Below are 16,758 nucleotides of genomic sequence, written 5' to 3'. Positions count from 1 at the left end.
TTTTTCCGTTTTTGATGGTAGTTGTTTTAAGTGCCATTCAGGCTTGCAGCAGCACAAGCAAGTTGCCTGCGGCCCAGTCAACGGGAGAGTTTTTCCAGAAGTACAGAAACGAGGCGGGGTTCAAAGGAACCACGGTTCCGGTGGGCTTGGTCTCCCGGTATATTTCCAAAGAAATCACTGACACTACCCTGCAGGCCGCCCTGAAGAACATCTCCTCGGTGCGCGTGCTCTCCTTTACTCCCACCACCCGGCAATCCAGACGGTTGCTGGAACGGGGCCTTACCCAGGAGCTGGACCAGGTGCTGCAGAAAGACAACTATACGGCCATTCCCTTGCTGGACGAGGCACCCGGCATGCTGCAGTTCAGGATGAGACAGTCCAATGAGCAGGTGCAGGAGCTGGTAGGCTACCGCAAACACGGCAACTCGTTCCTGATGCTTCAGGTCAATGGCCGCTTCACCCGCCAGCAGGTAGAGCTGATGTTGCAGAAAATAGACCCAGATTTGTTGATCTCCCTGCTCGGATAAAGAATATTCGTCCAAGAGACCTCTACAGAAAGAGCCGTTTCAAGCCTGTTTTCTATAAAACAGGCCCGAAACGGCTCTTTCTTTCTAAGGAACTGCTGCCGGAGGTTTAGTGGCCCATTTCCCTGAAGTATACGGTAAACGTACTGCCCAACCCCTGTCTGCTGCTCACCTCAATGTACCCGCCATTGTTCTCAATGATGCGTTTCACAATGTAGAGACCAATACCAGTGCCCTCCACGTGCGAGTGGAACCGCCGGAACATGGTGAACAGTTTTTCCTGCTGATCTTCCCGAATGCCCAACCCGTTGTCCTGCACGGTGAGTACCACATACTCTCCCTGCCGGAACGTATTGATGGTGACGGTAAGCTTCCGGACCGGATCACGGTACTTGACGGCGTTAGACACCAGGTTATAGAGAATGCTCCGGAGGTTCTTGCGCGCAAACCGCACTTGTTTCACGTCAAAGGAAGTCTGCAGCTGCACCTCGGCCTCATGGATCAAAGGCGCGATGTCCTCCTCCACTCCCGCCAGAACTTCCGCAAAAGTCAGCACCTCGGCCTGTGACTCCAGGTCTTTCTGCACCTTGGTAATCTCCGTGAGGTCATGGATGGTGCCCTTCAGCTTGGCGATGGAGGAAGCCACCATCTGCAGCAGAATGTGCTCCTCGCCCTCTTCTTTGCCTTCCACGGTTTCCAGCAGAGCGGTGGTGAGCCCCTCCAGATTGGCCAGCGGCGAGCGCAGGTCATGGGAGGCGGTGTACACAAAGTTATCCAGGTCATTGTTGATCCGGATGAGTTCCTGGTTTTTCTGGTTCAGCTCATCGTTGATCACCGACAGCTGCTCGCGGCTTTTCACCTGCTCGGTTACCTCCACCGCAAACGTCAGCACCGACTCCACTTCGCCCCGGCTATTCCGGATGGGCTCGTACACCATATTGAAGAACCGCACTGTTTCACCTCCCTCTTCCTCTGGATTATCAAAAGCGATAGGCACCTCCTGCCCAATATAAGGTTCCCCGGTTTGGGCGATGCGCTGGATCACGGCTTTGAATCCTTCACGTCGTGAGGCCTGCAAAGAAGCGGTAACACTCTCTCCCACTCTCGCCTCGCCGCCATATAATTGGCTGAGGTAAGGATTCACCAAGGTGTACTGCAGATCTTTCACCTGCACCAGCCCTACAATGGCCGGCACCTGCATAAAAATCTTCTGCAGCGTATCGGCGCTGTCCTTCAGGCGCTGCTCCATCTTGATCCGGTCACTGATGTCAATGGTGGACCCGATGTAGCCCATGAACTCCCCTTCGGCACTGAACCTTGGGATGCCCATGGTTACCATTCCGCGGTATTCCCCGTCATGGCGGCGCAGGCGGTATTCTACCTTGAATTCGCTTTTCACGTGGAATGCGTGGCTGTAAGAATGCATTGCCTTGTCTACATCTTCCGGGTGCATGAACTGGAGCCACTTTTTGTCCATGTTCTCTTCCAGAGTGGAGCCCGTAAACTTAAGCCACTGCCGGTTCACGTAAGTGCAGTTATTGTCTTCGTCGGTGATCCAGATCATTACGGGCGCGCTGTCGGCCATGATCCGGAAGCGGGCCTCGCTTTCCAGCAGCGCCTGCTGGGCTTTTTTCTCCTCGGTGACATCGCGCACTTCCAGGATATGCCCCACCACTTCGCCCCGCTGTTTCACAAAGCGGGTAGAGCACATCACCGGAATCTGGTTGCCGTCGCGGCAGAGGAAGATGTCTTCAAAGGTGAAGGACTTCTGGGAAACCAGCTCCGGGGCCAGGTTACCCGGCTCCTGACCCCGGTGAACCAACTCGTACAAAGGCCGGCTTTTGAGTTCCTCCAAGGAGAAACCCAGCAACTTCTCGGCCGCCGGGTTTTGGAAACTACAGTACCCGCGGTCATCCAGCATGAAAAGACCGGCGGTGGTGTTCTTGGTGATAAGCTCGGTGAGCTGGTTAGACAGCAGGTAGCGCTGCAAGGACCACACCACGAAGAAGATAAGCAAGCTGATGATGCTGCCGCCCAGCAAGATCAGGTCATGCTGGTCTATGCCTGAGGCTTCCCTGAAGCTGCGGGTGGCCTTGTAGCGCAGGGTCCAGGTACGGCCCGCCACCCGTATGACGTCGGTGGCCAGCAGCAGACTATCGGTATTCTCAGAGGGGTCTATCTGGGCGGCGTTCCGGTACAGCAGCGCTTCTTCCTTGACCGCTTTCCCGTCATAGATGGAGATACTAATGTCATTGAACTCATCGCCTATGGTATTGAAGAAAAGGTCATTGGCCCGGAAAGGCGCGTACACAAAACCCCGTAACCGGTTGCGGCGCTCCATGAGATCCACCGGGTCTTTGCCCCGGTAATACACTGGCATGTAAATCAACAGGCCGGGCTGCACGTTGTCGCCGCCTTCCTGCACCAGCTTCACTTTCCCGGTCATGGCGGGCAGGTTGAAGTCACGGGCAGCCTCCATGGCTTCACGGCGAGTAGGGTCCTGGAACATGTCAAACCCGAACGCCCGCTTGTTCAAGGCGTTCATGGGTTCTATGAACACAATAGAAGAGTACTCGGTCCGTGGGCCCTCGGGCCAAACCTTGAAGTTCGGGAAACCCTCGGCCCGGACCCGCTCCTCCAGCTGGGGCACCTGCTCTGGTGTGCTCATGACGGCGAACCCGATGCCCTGCACCCCCGGATAGTTTTTAATGATCTGCAGCGAGCTCAGGTAGCTCTGGAAGTCAGCGCGGGTGACGGTGTCTGAGGCGACAAACAAGCCGTTTACGCCGTGCAGAATCTGCAGGTAGTACCCCATGCGGCGTTCCAACGTGGCTTTGACCTGCACCTGCCGGATCTTAAAGCTCTGCGCATCCTCCAGCTGGTCATTGGTCCTGGACACGTAAAAAGCATATAAGGTCATCCCCAGCACCAGTACAAAGGAGCCAAAGGCCAGATAGTAATCTTTTAAGCGGGAAAATATCATGTATGATCAGTTCGCTAGCACCCGTTGCCACGCGGCAGTATGGGTGTCAATAGTTAGGTCCACAAAGACACGGCAGCGGGGGAGTTTGCGGCGTCTTTTCCTCAAAACCAGCGGAAAACAGAAGCAAGCTATGCCAAATGCGCTTGCAGATACTGCTGAACCTCAGGTTTGTTATAATCTTCCTCCGTCTGGATATGCGCCATCAAGTCGCGCATGATCTCTTCCTGCCGCTGGCCATTGGCCAATGCCTCGGCATACGGTAAATCGGGGGAAAAGGTGACCATAGAATACAAAGGTAACCAAGCATCTGGATATTGGGCCGTAATTTTGGCTTCTACCTTCTTCTGCAGCAGGAACCGCGGATCGGCTACCTTGTCGCGCATCTCAATAAAATTATAAACGGCCAAGTCTGCGATCGCATCGGTGTTGGGCTTGCGCAAGTCCTGGAACGTCTGGAAGATCGTTTCCCAATCGTCCTGGTGTTGTTCCAGCAGGCCGCGCAGGACGGTGCAGTCTTCAAAACCGGCGTTCATGCCCTGGCCGTAGAACGGTACAATGGCGTGGGCGGCATCGCCTAAGAGCAGAATCTTGCCGCTGTGGTGCCAGGGCAGACATTTGATGGTTACCAGCGAGCCGATGGGGTTTTCGAAGAATTCCTGCGCCAGATCAGGCATGAGGGCGGCGGCATCGGGGAAGATTTCTTGGAAAAAAGCGTTTAGTTCGGCCTCAGTCTGCACCGATTTAAACGAAGGATCGCCTTCGTAGGGGAAGAACATGGTGCAGGTGAAGGAACCGTCTATGTTGGGCAGCGCGATCATCATGTACTGCCCGCGGGGCCAGATGTGGAGCGCGTTTTTCTCCAGCTGCCAACCGCCGTCCTGGGCGGGCGGAATGGTGAGCTCTTTGTACCCGTAGTCCAGGTAGCTTTGCTCGTAGTTGAACCGATCGGTCTTCTGCAAAGAAAGCCGCACCATGGAATAGGCGCCATCGGCGGCAAAAATCACGTCTGGCTGCACGTGGTGCTCCTGCCCCGAGACGGTTTCCAGCATGGTCACTTTGTTCGTGGCTACTTCCACCTCCAGCACCTGCTGCTGAAAATGCAGCGAGATGGTGGGCTCGGCCTCGGCCAAGTCCAGCAGCGCCTGGTTCAGGCCGCCCCGTGAAACCGAGTAGATGGCCTGCCCCTCCTGCCCGTACGGCTGAAACGAGAGATTCCCGTTTTTGTCATGCATCACCCGCCGGTACATGGGAATGGCCACTTTCTTGATGTCCTCGGCAATGCCGATGGTCTCCAAGGCCCGCCAGCCGCGGTCACTCAAGGCCAGGTTGATGGAGCGCCCCCCGCCAAGATCGGTGCGGCGCAGGTCGGGCCTTCGCTCGTACACATCCACGCGGTATCCTTGTTTGGCCAGATACAAAGACAGCAGGCAGCCTACCAGGCCCCCGCCCATGACACTTAGTTGGGTGGTTTTCTCCATCAAGGTACGTTCATAAGATCCGCTGGCGCAAAAACCGCCGTGGAGTAGTGCTTTCTACGGAAAGAAGCGGTAAACTTAGGTTAATTTTTGAGAAAAGCCCTGCTATGTCTGCTCCTTCGGCGCTCTTTGTGCTTCATGTGCCTTCTCCCCTGGGTACCCTTCAGCTCACCTCTACGGAAAATACCCTGTTTAAGGCTTGTTTTCTGGAAAACGGCCCCGAAACGGACAGCTCTACCCTTCCGGCTTGCCTAACACAAGCCGCCAAACAGTTAGAGGAATATTTCGCCGGCCAACGACATTCTTTCGATGTTCCGTTACACGCGCAGGGCACCGCGTTCCAGCAACAGGTCTGGCAGGCGCTACAGCAAATCCCACTGGGCCGCACCGATCATTACTTGGGTCTGGCGAAACGGATGAACAACCCCGGCGCGGTGCGGGCGGTGGGCGTGGCCAATGGCGCCAACCCCTGGATGATTCTGGTGCCCTGCCACCGCGTCATTGGCGCACAAGGCCAGTTAACCGGTTATGCCGGCGGCCTCAGGCGCAAGCAATGGCTCCTGGAGCATGAAGCCAAGATGGCTGGCACCTACCAAACGACGCTTTTCTAAAGGATTTAGAGATGGGGAGATTTGAAAATTAGGAGATTGTTTGATTTGAAGAGGTGAAGATTTGAAGATGTGGGAATGGCTTTTCCCTTCTATGCCGCAGATTTACTTCCGTGCCTTACAGATCCTCTCTAAAACGCAAGTCACGGAAGTAACTTCCGCGCCATAGAGGAGGGTTATCGAAAAACAGAGAGAGCACTACTCAACTTACTTTTCCCTGTCTATTATTTCCTTCTCTACATACTTCCCAATCCTCCCACGAATCATCACATCCACCAATTCTTAAATCTCCACATCCCCTAATTCTCACATCTCCTAATCTCCAAATCTTCAAATCACTCAATAAACCTGAACGTGAGGTTGATTCTGGGTTGCAGGGGTCTGGTGGTTTTGGGGATTTGGTGGTGCCAGAAGTGCTGGGTGGGGCCGGCCATCAGGAGTAAACTGCCGGAGGGCAGGATCAGTTGGTTTTTGAGGTCTTTTTTGAAACGGTGCCGAAAACTGAACGTGCGCTCCTGGCCCAGGCTGAGGGAGGCGATAACGGGGTTCTGGCCTAGTTCTGGCTCATCATCGGCGTGCCAGCCCATGCTGTCTTGCCCGTGACGGTAGAGGTTGAGCAGCACACTGTTGAAGGCGGCCCCGGTGAGCGTTTCCAGTTGCGTTTTCAAGGCAGCCAGTTCAGGCAGCCACGGCAGCGGCTCCCACGTTAGGCCGGAATATGTGTAGGCTTTGCCGGCATCGGCGTACCAGGCAGTGAGCCGAGGCTGGTCTATCTGCTTGCCAAATAGCCTGATCTTCTCCTGCCGCCATGCTACGTTTTCTTCCAGGGCTTGCTGCAAGGGAATCTGTTTTTCTTGGGGAGTGAAGTGGGGTAGCAAGTACACCTCAGCGTCTGGCATGGGTAGTTTAACAGAAGCAAACCGCTCCCGGAAGTCTGTGGTTAGTTCCTGCATTCAAGTAAATCGGTCCCTACTCGTCTATATTTGAGGGTTGCGGACGGCTCTCTTCTTTTCCTTCTGACATCTCCTGAGCGGCCTGGTCTGGGTCAATGAAATCATCCGGTTTCCGGACTTTGTCTAAGTAGCCCATGACCGGGGTAGCCAGAATGCCGTGCATGAAAATGGAAAGCAGAATGGTGAATCCTACTATGGCCCAAATCTCCTCTGGGTTCACAAATTTGGCTTCGCTCAAGGCAAAGGAAACATAAAAGATTGACCCAATGCCCCTAATCCCGAAAAAGCTGATGGCCCATTTCTCGCGTGTTTTCACCGGAACACCCAATAACCCGATGTATCCGGCCAGTGGCCGGATGATTATCAAAAACATAATGCCTACCACCGCTCCTTGCCAGGTAAGCGCATCCAATAATCCCCGGCTGATGCTCCCGCCCAGCAGAATCAAGACAATCACCACCAGAATCCGCTCAATCTGATCCGTGAAATCATGCAGTTCGCGGTGGTAGCTATGTCCTTTTTCGTAGTGTTTGAGGGTAAGCCCCGTGACAAAGACGGCAATGAACCCGTACCCGTGCACCATTTCAGTGAGCCCGTACACCAGCAAAGTAGCGGAGATGGCGACAAACCCGTCCTGCGTTTCAGGAATTTTGCCTTTTTTTGGCAGTTTGAACAGAAAGTACTGTAATACTTTGCCCAGCAGAAAACCCACGCCTACTCCCACCACAATGCGGTACAGCAGATCATAGGAGAGCCAATGCCCCAGCCAGTTCTCGGGGTCTAACCCGTGCAGGGCCAAGCCAACGGCTAACCAGGTAAACGGGAAGGCCATGCCGTCGTTGAGACCGGCCTCGGCGGTAAGCGCGAACCGGGTGGCGTCTTCCACTTCTTCGCTGGGCGGACCTACCTGCACATCAGAGGCCAGTACGGGGTCTGTGGGAGCCAGCGCCGCCGCCAGCAGCACCGCAGAGGCCACAGGAAAGCCCAGCCACCACCAGGCCATGAAAGCCAAGGCCCCAATGCAGAGCAGCATGGTCCAGCTGACCAGCCGCAACGGCACCTGCCAGCTGAACAAGGAAAACCGACGGTTGATTTTAATGCCCGTGCCCATGAGCGTGATGATGACGCACAGTTCAGAGAGGCGCAAGGCCATGTCATTCTGCCGCAGCGGATCTGGCTCGGGCAAGCCCAAGGGCAGTTTGTACAACAGGAACCCCACCCCAATGAACAACATGGCATAGGAAAAAGGCACGTTCTTAAACCAGGTAGGCAACCAGGCCATGGCCAAGGCGGCAATTCCTATCACCACAAAAGAAATCAGGTATATGTCCATAGCCGCTGCCGTTTCTGAGAGGATGAGTCTGTATCTCGTACAAATACGTATCTAGTACGGAAACTTCGCTCTTGTTTCTGTTCTGTTTTTAGAAAAAGACTTAAAAAACAGCCGAAGAAGGAAATTGTTTCTTTCTCTTTCTTCCAGAAACCCGCTAAACAGCTGCGGGTCTTTCCTGAAGCTTCCGTTTAGGGGCTATTTTTCTATAAATGCCTCTAAACGAAATCGTTCAGAAAAGACCCGCAGGGAAATGGCTCAGGGAATTTATTTGTTGAAATGCGCCACGAGGAACTGCCCGAACCGGTACACGTCTTCAAAGGTGTTGTACAGCGGCGTTGGGGCTACCCTAATCACGTTGGGCTCGCGCCAGTCCAGGATAAAACCGTTGGCCATGAGCGTTTCAAACAACTGGCGGCCATTCTGGTGCACCAGCAACGAAAGCTGACATCCCCGCGCCGCCGGCTCAGACGGGGTAATGACCTCCAATGCCTCCTTGGGCTGCTGCAATCCGTTGATCAGGAACGCCAGATAGCCCGTGAGCTGCTCGCTTTTAGCCCGCAGATTAGCCATGCCGGCTTGGTCGAAGAGCTCCAGCGAGGCTTTGTGCACAGCCATGGGCAGAATCTGACCATTGGACACCTGCCACCCCTCGGCTCCCGGCATGGGAATGAACCCCTTTTTCATCTGGAAACGCACGCTCTGGTCATGCCCCCACCAACCGGCAAACCGGGGCAAGTCTGGATTCTGAGCATGTCGCTCGTGCACAAACACCCCAGACGTTCCGCCCGGGCCCGAGTTCATGTATTTATAGGTACACCACACGGCAAAGTCCACGCTCCAGCCGTGTAGTTGCAAGGGCACGTTTCCGGCGGCGTGCGCTAAGTCAAACCCGCAGATGGCGCCTACGTCATGGGCCTCGCGGGTGATGGCCGCCATGTCAAACACCTGACCGGTATAGTAATTGACGCCGCCCATCATCACCAGGGCCAGTTCGGCCCCGTTTTCCCGGATGGCCGCCAAAATGTCTTCGGTGCGCAGGGTGTGTTCGCCGGCTCTGGGCGCTACTTCTATGATGGCCTCGTCGGGATTGAACCCGTGGAATTTCACCTGGCTTTCCAGGGCGTACTGATCTGAGGGGAACGCTCCCGCCTCCATCAGGATTTTATAACGGCTTCTTTGCGGCCGGTAAAAAGAGACCAGCAGGAGGTGCAGGTTCACGGTGAGCTGGTTCATGACCACCACTTCCTGGGGGTTGGCTCCTACAATACGGGCGGTGGGTCCGGCTAGCGCCGCATGGTACGTGAACCATTGGTTTTCGCCGGTAAAGTGGCCTTCCACGCCCAGCTCCGCCCATTTGGTCATCTCGGCCTCCAGCGCGAGGCGGGCACCTTTGGGCTGCAACCCCAGGGAGTTTCCGCAGAGGTAGACGGTGTCTTTGCCGTTCTGCTGCGGAATATAGAATTGGTCTCGGAAAGAACGAAGCGGGTCTGCCTGGTCCAAGGCCTGGGCAAAGGCAAGGGTATTTTGAAAAGACATGAAATGCGAATACGTTGAGAAAACAAATTTAAGAAGAAGCCGATGCAAACCGCTCCTCCGCAGGGTACTTTCTACACCAACAGAAAATCAGGGTTATAGTTTAGTCTGCTGCAGTTTCTGCACCAGAAACCGCTCTTTCTCCAGCCCCAACCACTGCAAGGCTGAGCCGCTGAGCAGCAGTTCCTTCACGTCATCTGAATACGGCATGGATTCAATGAGTTTGCCCGGCTCCTGCTCGCCCAGCGGGAACGGATAATCAGAGCCCAACGCCACCTTGTCCGCGCCGAACTGCTTGACCACGTAATCTAAGGTATTGCGGCAATGCACCAGCGAATCGATCCAGAATTTGCCCACGTAATTCTCCGGCGGAAACGGGTTGTCCACGGCGCAGAGATCGGGGCGCACGTCAAAGCCGTGCTGGATGCGGCCCAGCGTGAACGGAAAAGAACCGCCGCCGTGCGCAAAGGCGACTCTCAATTTAGGCAGGCGCTCCAGCACTCCCCCGAAGATGAGGGAACAGATGGCGCGGGAGGTTTCGGCGGGCATGCTCACGAGCCACGGAAGCCAGTATTTGCGCATCTTCTTCTCGCCCATCATGTCCCAGGGGTGCACAAAAATGGCGGCGCCCAGGTCTGCAGCGGCCTCAAAGATGGGAAACAGCGCGGCATCGTCCAGGTTGGTGTCGTTCACGTTGGAGCCAATCTGCACCCCGGCCAGCCCCAGCTCTTTGACGCAGCGCTCCAGTTCCTTGATAGCCAGATCGGTGTCTTGCATGGGCAGGGTACCCAGGCCCACAAACCGCGTCGGGTACCGAGCCACCACGCTGGCAATATGGTCGTTCAGGATTTTGGAGAGGTCCCAGGTGTGCTCGGGCTTGGCCCAGTAACTGAACATAACGGGCACGGTACTGATCACCTGCACGTGCACGCCGTGGTGGTCGCACTCGCGTAGGCGGGCGGCGGGGTCCCAGCTGTTTTCCTGGATCTCGCGGAAGAACCGGTCGTCCAGCATCATGCGGGCGCAGCAGGGCTTGTGATGCTCCAGCCGGATGAAGCCGCCGTACCCGTACCGTTCCCGCAGATCGGGCCACCGCTCCGGCAGAATATGGGTGTGGATGTCTATTTTAAGGGGCTGGTTCAACATAAGCGCAAGACAAAAACTAAGAACGGTTGCTCAACTTACGAAAACTCTCTCAGATTGTCTTGCTCTAGAAATGACCACAGCTGTTTTTGCCCTTGTTTCAGGAAAACGGGCCTGAAACCGAAGCAAGCTGCCCCATCGGCTTCAGTAACTCTACTTGAAACCGCCTCATTTCTGGCAGGTTTGCCTAAGGTTCTGTATTCTTGCATTGTACACCTTTCAACCCGATACTTATGGAACGTCAGTTATTCTCTTCCGGGGCTCCCTGGGAAAACCGCGTGGGCTACTCCCGGGCGGTACGGGTGGGACCGCTCATTGAAGTAGCCGGCACCACGGCCGTGGAAAACGGGCAGGTAGTGGGCCCCGGCGATGTCTACGCCCAAACCGTTTGCATCCTGCAGAAGATTGAACGGGTTCTGCAGGAAGCCGGTGCCTCCCTGCAAGACGTAGTCCGGACGCGCCTCTTTGTCACCGACATCAGCCAATGGGAGGAAGTGGGCCGGGCACACGGGGAGTTCTTCCAGCACATCCGGCCGGCAACGTCCATGGTGGAGGTGAAGGCCCTGATTGACCCGGCGCTTCTTGTGGAAATAGAAGTCACGGCCTACTGTGCCTAACGCGTTTTGGGCCTGTTTTCAGGAAATCGACCGTAAAATGGAGTGGGCCGTTTTTGCGTTGGTTTCTGGGGAAGGGCTGGTTTTCACCAAGGGAAGTGCACCGGCATCTCACGAAAGGAAAAGCTACCAATGACGTACTTTTGCCGGGATGGGTGCCGATGAAGGCAAGATCCTGGACACACCAAAACCGTTTTCAGGGAGCAGCACGGGATAGGACACTCGTTTTTACCGGCTGTCTGGCTGGCGAGAACGTCTTTTCACGAGCCAGCGGCGTACTTTGAGTAGGCCCCGAACGGGGCGGCATGGCTCCTTTCACGGGAAAGCGCCCGCGAGATGATTTTTTACCTGAACATGTCATACAACCTGCTTGGGGCATCCGCCGTTTTTCCCGATATTTGCCTACACTTCGAATTAGACTAACCGCATGGGAAGAGCATTTGAGTTCCGGAAAGCCCGGAAAATGAAACGCTGGGACATGATGTCCAAGCAGTTCACCCGCATAGGGAAAGAGATTGTGATGGCCGTGAAATCCGGAGGTCCTGACCCAGACACCAACGCCCGTCTGCGCGTGTGCATCCAGAACGCCAAAGGGGTGAACATGCCCAAAGACCGCGTGGAAGCCGCCATTAAACGGGCCCAAGGCAAGGAAGAAAGCGATTACTCAGAGGTAGTATATGAAGGGTATGGCCCGCACGGCGTGGCGGTACTGGTGGAAACCGCTACCGATAACGTGAACCGCACCGTGGCCAACGTACGCATGCACTTCAACCGCACCGGCGGGGAGCTGGGCCGCACCGGCCAGTTCGACTTCATCTTTGAGCGCAAAGGCGTGTTCCACCTCAACGGTGAAGGCCTGGACATGGAAGAACTGGAACTGGACCTGATTGACTTTGGGCTGGAAAGCATTGACAAAGACGAGGAGGAGAACGAAATCATCATCCAAACCTCTTTCGGTGATTTTGGGGCCATGCAGAAAGCCCTGGAAGAGCGCGGCCTCCACGTGAAAACCTCTGAGTTGCAACGTTACCCTACCGTCCTCAAAGAACTCACGCCCGAGCAGCAGGAAGACATGACCAAACTCCTAGACCGCCTGGAAGAGGACGATGACGTACAGGCCGTGTACCACAACATGAAAGAAGACGCCGGAGACGACGAATAACCTGCGTTTAGCGCCTGTTTTCTGAAAAACGGCCCCTAAACGGAAATAACGGCAAAGGCCCGCTTTCTTTGGAGAAGGCGGGCCTTTGCCGTTATTTCTGGCAGACAGTTGGTGAATCTGAATTTTTCTGATTCACCATTCAAGATATATTTAGCTAAAAGCTTTGTTGTGTGTTGATTTAGTCTCCAAAAGGGAACAGGACATGGCTTATCAGACCTGTTTCATTATTTAGCTTCTTCAAGGTCCAGTCAAAGAAAACAAAGTTGAATTTCATAATTTCTGCTTCAAGCTGAACCTCCTGCATGGGTTTGCTAAGCTTCAGCGCCCAGTCCTGAGCCCTCCTTGAATTCTCTAAAACTGAAAAGCCTGGATAAGCATTCGCCCAATTAGTACCCCAGACATAGCCTTCAGGTTCACCAGCCTTTTCATACTCTTCCATGTTTGTGAAGCAGTCATCCCAAGATTGGAGCAGAGTTTCACCTCCTGTTATGATTTGGAAGTTCATTTCATAACAGTGTCTGAATACCAATAGATACTGCCCTGCGAGCGGCTCCCGCCAAAGTGTCTCAATATGGAAAAAATAGTCTCTCTTGTAAGGAAGAAAACCATGAGACAAGATTGCACCATCAATAAAGTCATCCAAAGTTATTGATGAAAGGTCTGGTTGCTCAAGCATAAAATCACAATGTTTACTGTTAGAAGCAACGCCAAAGCTACTCTAGTTCGCCCACAAGATTCGATTCTTTCAAGATGATATGGAAGAGGACTAACCCTTTAGTGTTGTGCCACCACCGGCTTCGCCATGACCTCGCCGCAATTGCTGCAGGTGCGTTTCTCGTCTGAGGCCCAGAAGGCGTTCATGACCACGGGTAACTGGCCCACAATGTCTGAGACCGGGATAAACTCTTCGTACAGTTTGGTGTTGCAGTTCTCGCAGTACCACTGGAAGCCGTCCAGTTCAGATTCATCGCGGTAGCGTTCCATCACCAAACCTACGGTGTTGGGGCCGCGACGCGGAGAATGCGGCACGTTGGGCGGAAGCAGGAAAATATCGCCTTCGTTGATGTGGATGTCTTTGAACTCGCCGTTGTCAATGACCTTGAGCACAATGTCGCCCTCCAGCTGGAAGAAGAATTCCTCGCCGTTGTTGATGTGGTAGTCTTTGCGCGAGTTGGGGCCGCCCACCACCATCACGATAAAGTCTTTGTTGTCTTTGTAGACCTGTTGGTTGCCCACCGGTGGCTTGAGCAGGTGACGGTGTTCCTCTATCCATTTCTTGAAGTTGAAGGCAGGTTGTAAGGCCATAGGAGTTGCGTTTGCGTAGAAGATGCGCCTCTGGTTCAGGCCAGCGGCTGCTCCAAGGTACGAAACCGCCACGAAAAAGGTAAATCCTGTTTAGGGGCTCTTTTTCTGAAAATCGGCCGAAAACATTCCGTTGAAAGAGGTAGATACCGAAAGCTCTTTGGCATTCTGCAAGTATCTTGTCGTTTCCGTAAGCACTATTACTACTTATTCACAAGATCTTTCCAAGATGACAAGGACGGAAAAGAGCAGGTCACCTCAATATTTCCTATTTTGCTTACTCAGAACTCTAGACTCAAGACTCAGAACTCTTTATAATGGATTTGAATTTACAGCATAAGTACGCCGTGGTCTGCGGCAGTACACAGGGCATCGGGAAAGCGGTGGCTCTGGAGTTAGCGCAATTAGGTGCCACGGTGACCTTAGTAGCCCGAAACGAAGAACGCCTGCAGGAAACCGTAAAAGCACTTTCCACCCAGGCTGGTCAGCAGCACCAGTACGTGGTGGCAGATTTCAGCCGTCCGCGCGAGGTGCAGGAGCGTTTAGAGGCTCATTTGGCAAAAATTGGCAAAAATCATATTCTAATCAATAACACCGGCGGCCCGGCGGGCGGACCAGCCTTGGATGCGGCGCTGGAAGAGTTTGAGAACGCCTTCGCGGCGCATTTGCTGTCTAACCACGTGCTGGTGCAGGCGGTAGTACCGTACATGCAGGAAGCAGGCTACGGCCGTATCATCAACATTATCTCCACCTCGGTGAAGCAGCCTATCAAAGGTCTAGGCGTGTCCAATACCATCAGGGGCGCGGTGGCCAACTGGGCGAAGACGCTTTCCTTTGAACTGGCCCCTTTCGGGATTACAGTGAATAACGTGCTGCCCGGCGCCACCCTCACGGCCCGGCACCACTCGCTCATTGAGACCAAAATGAAGAAAACCGGCCTCCGCCGGGAAGAGATTGAAAAGGAGATGCTGGCAGGCATACCGACCAACCGCTTCGCGGAGCCTGCCGAAGTAGCAGCAGTTGCGGCGTTCCTGGCCTCGCCCGCCGCGGGTTACATCAACGGCATCAACGTGCCCGTGGACGGCGGACGGCTGGGAAATCTGTAACGAAAAAGATATAACTGATTTCGATGCAGCTACCAAGGATAAACCTCTGTTTAAGTTTATATCAAGCCATTGGGTTTCCTTTATCATTCTTAACACTGGCTATCTCCTGGGCTGACGATGGTGGAATGGATGTATTCCTTTTGTTCTCCATCGCTCTGTTATTTTTTCCATTCCTTTTCTTGTCTGTTTCCTATCTACTACACTTGATATATGGACATACAGGTCTAGAGTTCTCTATAGGTATTGCGTTGGGAACAATTGTTATTCTGTCCTTAACCTTGTTCATGTTGTATGAATGGCACGGCTTCATCATTTCTTTATTTGGCATTGCCATAGCCAGCATTACATGGTACCTTAAAGACATCAACAAAAAATTAGTACTAGTAAACTCAGTTGGAGCACTCCTACTCTCCGCTGTCATTGCATTTTTGATTTGGAGTTGGTCAAATCACCAGTTCCAAGCTCTTTAAGGGATAAACAAATCACTAACGCCATTCCCATGCTGCACCTCCAGAACTTCGTCAACGGTACTTTCCAAGCCCCAACTTCCGGCGCGTATTTGCCCAACATTAATCCGGCTACCGGCGAGGTGTATTCGCAGATTCCGGATTCTGACGAGCGGGATGTGCAGGCGGCGGTAGAGGCGGCGCAGGCGGCGTTCCCGGCGTGGGCGGCACTTTCGGCGGAGAAAAGGGGCCGTTTTCTGATAAAGCTCTCCGAACTGATAGACCGGGATCTGGAGCGTTTGGCCGAAGCCGAGACCACCGATAACGGTAAGCCGCTTTCGCTCTCCCGCACCGTAGACATCCCTAGGGCCAGCAGCAACCTGTACTTCTTCGGGACGGGCGTGCAACATTTCGCCTCCGAGGCGCACCACATGGAAGGCGTGGCGGTGAACTACACGGTGCGCAAGCCGCTAGGCGTGGTGGCCTGCATTTCCCCGTGGAACCTGCCACTGTATCTGTTCACCTGGAAGATTGCCCCCGCCCTGGCCGCCGGAAATTGTGTGGTGGCCAAACCCTCTGAGATTACGCCTTACACCGCCCATCTACTGGCAGAACTCTGCGTGGAGGCCGGCTTGCCCGCGGGTGTGCTGAACATCGTGCACGGCACCGGTCCTAAAGTTGGCGCGGCCATGTGCGAACACCCCGAAGTCAAAGCCATTTCCTTCACCGGCGGCACTCAGACCGGCAAAACCATCGCCCGCGCGACGGCCCCGATGTTCAAGAAACTCTCGCTGGAACTGGGCGGCAAGAACGCCACCGTCATCTTCGCTGATTGTGACTTCGAGAAAACCGTCGCAACTGCGGTGCAGGCTGCTTTCGCCAACCAGGGACAAATCTGTCTCTGTGGCTCGCGCATTCTGGTGGAGCGTTCATTATACGCGCGTTTCAAGGCTGCTTTTCTGGAAAAGGTCGAAAACCTGACGGTGGGCGATCCGCTAGAAGCGGGTTCCAACATGGGTGCGTTGGTTTCAGCCGCGCATTTGCAAAAAGTACAGCAGTACATCGCGCTGGCACAGGAAGAAGGCGGCACGCTGCTCACCGGAGGCGAACGCGTGCACCTGCAAGGCCGCTGCGCCAACGGCTATTTCCTGCAACCCACCGTTTTTGAGAATCTTCCCCACACCTGCCGCACCAATACCGAGGAAATCTTCGGGCCGGTGGTCACGCTGATGCCGTTCGACACCGAGGAAGAAGCCCTCACCTACGCCAACCACACGCAATATGGCCTCGCCGCCTCCGTCTGGACCCAGGACCTCACCCGCGCCCACCGCGTGGCGCACGCCCTGCAAGCCGGCATTGTGTGGGTGAACACTTGGCTTCTTCGGGATTTGCGCACGCCCTTCGGGGGCACCAAACAGAGCGGCGTGGGCCGGGAAGGTGGCTGGGAAGCCCTGCGTTTCTTTACTGAGCCGCAGAATGTCTGCGTGAAGCTTTAGCGTAGTTTGGGCCTGATTTCAGAAAAAGAGCCGCTAAACGGCGGAGACGCTTGCAGCGCGAATGAGTTTTAAGTCCTGAG

General features: G+C 54.6%; 14 protein-coding genes. 6 read left to right on the top strand and 8 right to left on the bottom strand.

Annotated features, from left to right (window positions below; all coding sequences use genetic code 11):
* The first annotated feature begins 14 nt into the window (after positions 1 to 14).
* Positions 15 to 527 (top strand): DUF4252 domain-containing protein, encoded by a 513-nt coding sequence (locus tag H7U12_RS14225; RefSeq protein ID WP_241749414.1) that lies wholly within the window; start codon positions 15 to 17, stop codon positions 525 to 527.
* A gap of 106 nt (positions 528 to 633) precedes the next feature.
* Here H7U12_RS14225 and H7U12_RS14220 read toward each other — a convergent pair whose 3' ends face one another.
* Both H7U12_RS14220 and H7U12_RS14215 read right to left on the bottom strand, forming a co-directional pair.
* Positions 634 to 3,507 carry a CHASE domain-containing protein gene (locus H7U12_RS14220; RefSeq protein ID WP_186639110.1) on the bottom strand — a complete coding sequence of 958 codons (2,874 nt, stop codon included), beginning with the start codon at positions 3,505 to 3,507 and terminating at the stop codon, positions 634 to 636.
* 128 nt (positions 3,508 to 3,635) lie between these two features.
* The gene (locus H7U12_RS14215) at positions 3,636 to 4,985 is read right to left on the bottom strand and encodes an FAD-dependent oxidoreductase (RefSeq protein WP_186639107.1); all 1,350 of its coding nucleotides are present in this window, start codon (positions 4,983 to 4,985) and stop codon (positions 3,636 to 3,638) included.
* Positions 4,986 to 5,089: 104 nt separating this feature from the next.
* On the opposite strand from H7U12_RS14215, the gene H7U12_RS14210 reads away from it, so the two are divergent.
* Positions 5,090 to 5,593: a methylated-DNA--[protein]-cysteine S-methyltransferase gene (locus tag H7U12_RS14210; protein WP_194362547.1), complete on the top strand. Its 504-nt coding sequence runs from the start codon at positions 5,090 to 5,092 to the stop codon at positions 5,591 to 5,593.
* A gap of 332 nt (positions 5,594 to 5,925) precedes the next feature.
* Here the strand turns inward: H7U12_RS14210 and H7U12_RS14205 are convergent, their stop codons facing one another.
* The 4 genes from H7U12_RS14205 to H7U12_RS14190 all read right to left on the bottom strand — a co-directional run bounded on the left by H7U12_RS14205 (position 5,926) and on the right by H7U12_RS14190 (position 10,555).
* Positions 5,926 to 6,543 (bottom strand): alpha-ketoglutarate-dependent dioxygenase AlkB family protein, encoded by a 618-nt coding sequence (locus tag H7U12_RS14205; protein WP_186639105.1) that lies wholly within the window; start codon positions 6,541 to 6,543, stop codon positions 5,926 to 5,928.
* 16 nt (positions 6,544 to 6,559) lie between these two features.
* Positions 6,560 to 7,876: a cation:proton antiporter gene (locus tag H7U12_RS14200; protein WP_186639103.1), complete on the bottom strand. Its 1,317-nt coding sequence runs from the start codon at positions 7,874 to 7,876 to the stop codon at positions 6,560 to 6,562.
* Between the two features lie 264 nt (positions 7,877 to 8,140).
* Positions 8,141 to 9,412, bottom strand: coding sequence for a kynureninase (gene kynU, locus H7U12_RS14195; protein ID WP_186639101.1), 1,272 nt, complete (start codon positions 9,410 to 9,412; stop codon positions 8,141 to 8,143).
* A 93-nt stretch (positions 9,413 to 9,505) separates the two neighbouring features.
* Entirely contained in the window at positions 9,506 to 10,555 is a 1,050-nt protein-coding gene (locus H7U12_RS14190; RefSeq protein WP_186639099.1) for an amidohydrolase family protein, read from the bottom strand.
* Positions 10,556 to 10,785: 230 nt separating this feature from the next.
* Here H7U12_RS14190 and H7U12_RS14185 point away from each other — a divergent pair, with 230 nt between their 5' ends.
* Positions 10,786 to 11,169, top strand: a complete 384-nt coding sequence (locus H7U12_RS14185; protein ID WP_186639097.1) for a RidA family protein — start codon at positions 10,786 to 10,788, stop codon at positions 11,167 to 11,169.
* Between the two features lie 424 nt (positions 11,170 to 11,593).
* Positions 11,594 to 12,328, top strand: coding sequence for a YebC/PmpR family DNA-binding transcriptional regulator (locus H7U12_RS14180; RefSeq protein WP_186639095.1), 735 nt, complete (start codon positions 11,594 to 11,596; stop codon positions 12,326 to 12,328).
* Positions 12,329 to 12,506: 178 nt separating this feature from the next.
* Here H7U12_RS14180 and H7U12_RS14175 read toward each other — a convergent pair whose 3' ends face one another.
* Positions 12,507 to 13,004 carry a YxiG-like protein gene (locus H7U12_RS14175; RefSeq protein ID WP_186639092.1) on the bottom strand — a complete coding sequence of 166 codons (498 nt, stop codon included), beginning with the start codon at positions 13,002 to 13,004 and terminating at the stop codon, positions 12,507 to 12,509.
* 98 nt (positions 13,005 to 13,102) lie between these two features.
* Positions 13,103 to 13,633 carry a 3-hydroxyanthranilate 3,4-dioxygenase gene (locus tag H7U12_RS14170; protein WP_186639089.1) on the bottom strand — a complete coding sequence of 177 codons (531 nt, stop codon included), beginning with the start codon at positions 13,631 to 13,633 and terminating at the stop codon, positions 13,103 to 13,105.
* Between the two features lie 314 nt (positions 13,634 to 13,947).
* Here H7U12_RS14170 and H7U12_RS14165 point away from each other — a divergent pair, with 314 nt between their 5' ends.
* Positions 13,948 to 14,736 (top strand): SDR family oxidoreductase, encoded by a 789-nt coding sequence (locus H7U12_RS14165; RefSeq protein ID WP_186639086.1) that lies wholly within the window; start codon positions 13,948 to 13,950, stop codon positions 14,734 to 14,736.
* A gap of 499 nt (positions 14,737 to 15,235) precedes the next feature.
* Complete coding sequence (locus tag H7U12_RS14160; RefSeq protein ID WP_186639083.1) at positions 15,236 to 16,678, top strand: aldehyde dehydrogenase; 1,443 nt, start codon at positions 15,236 to 15,238, stop codon at positions 16,676 to 16,678.
* The last annotated feature ends 80 nt before the right edge of the window (positions 16,679 to 16,758 follow it).

Origin of the sequence: Rufibacter sediminis, from assembly GCF_014269285.1 — a bacterium.
Lineage (GTDB): Bacteria > Bacteroidota > Bacteroidia > Cytophagales > Hymenobacteraceae > Nibribacter > Nibribacter sediminis.
Note: the sequence above shows the minus strand (reverse complement) of the source record. Positions and strands in the feature narration are given on the sequence as shown.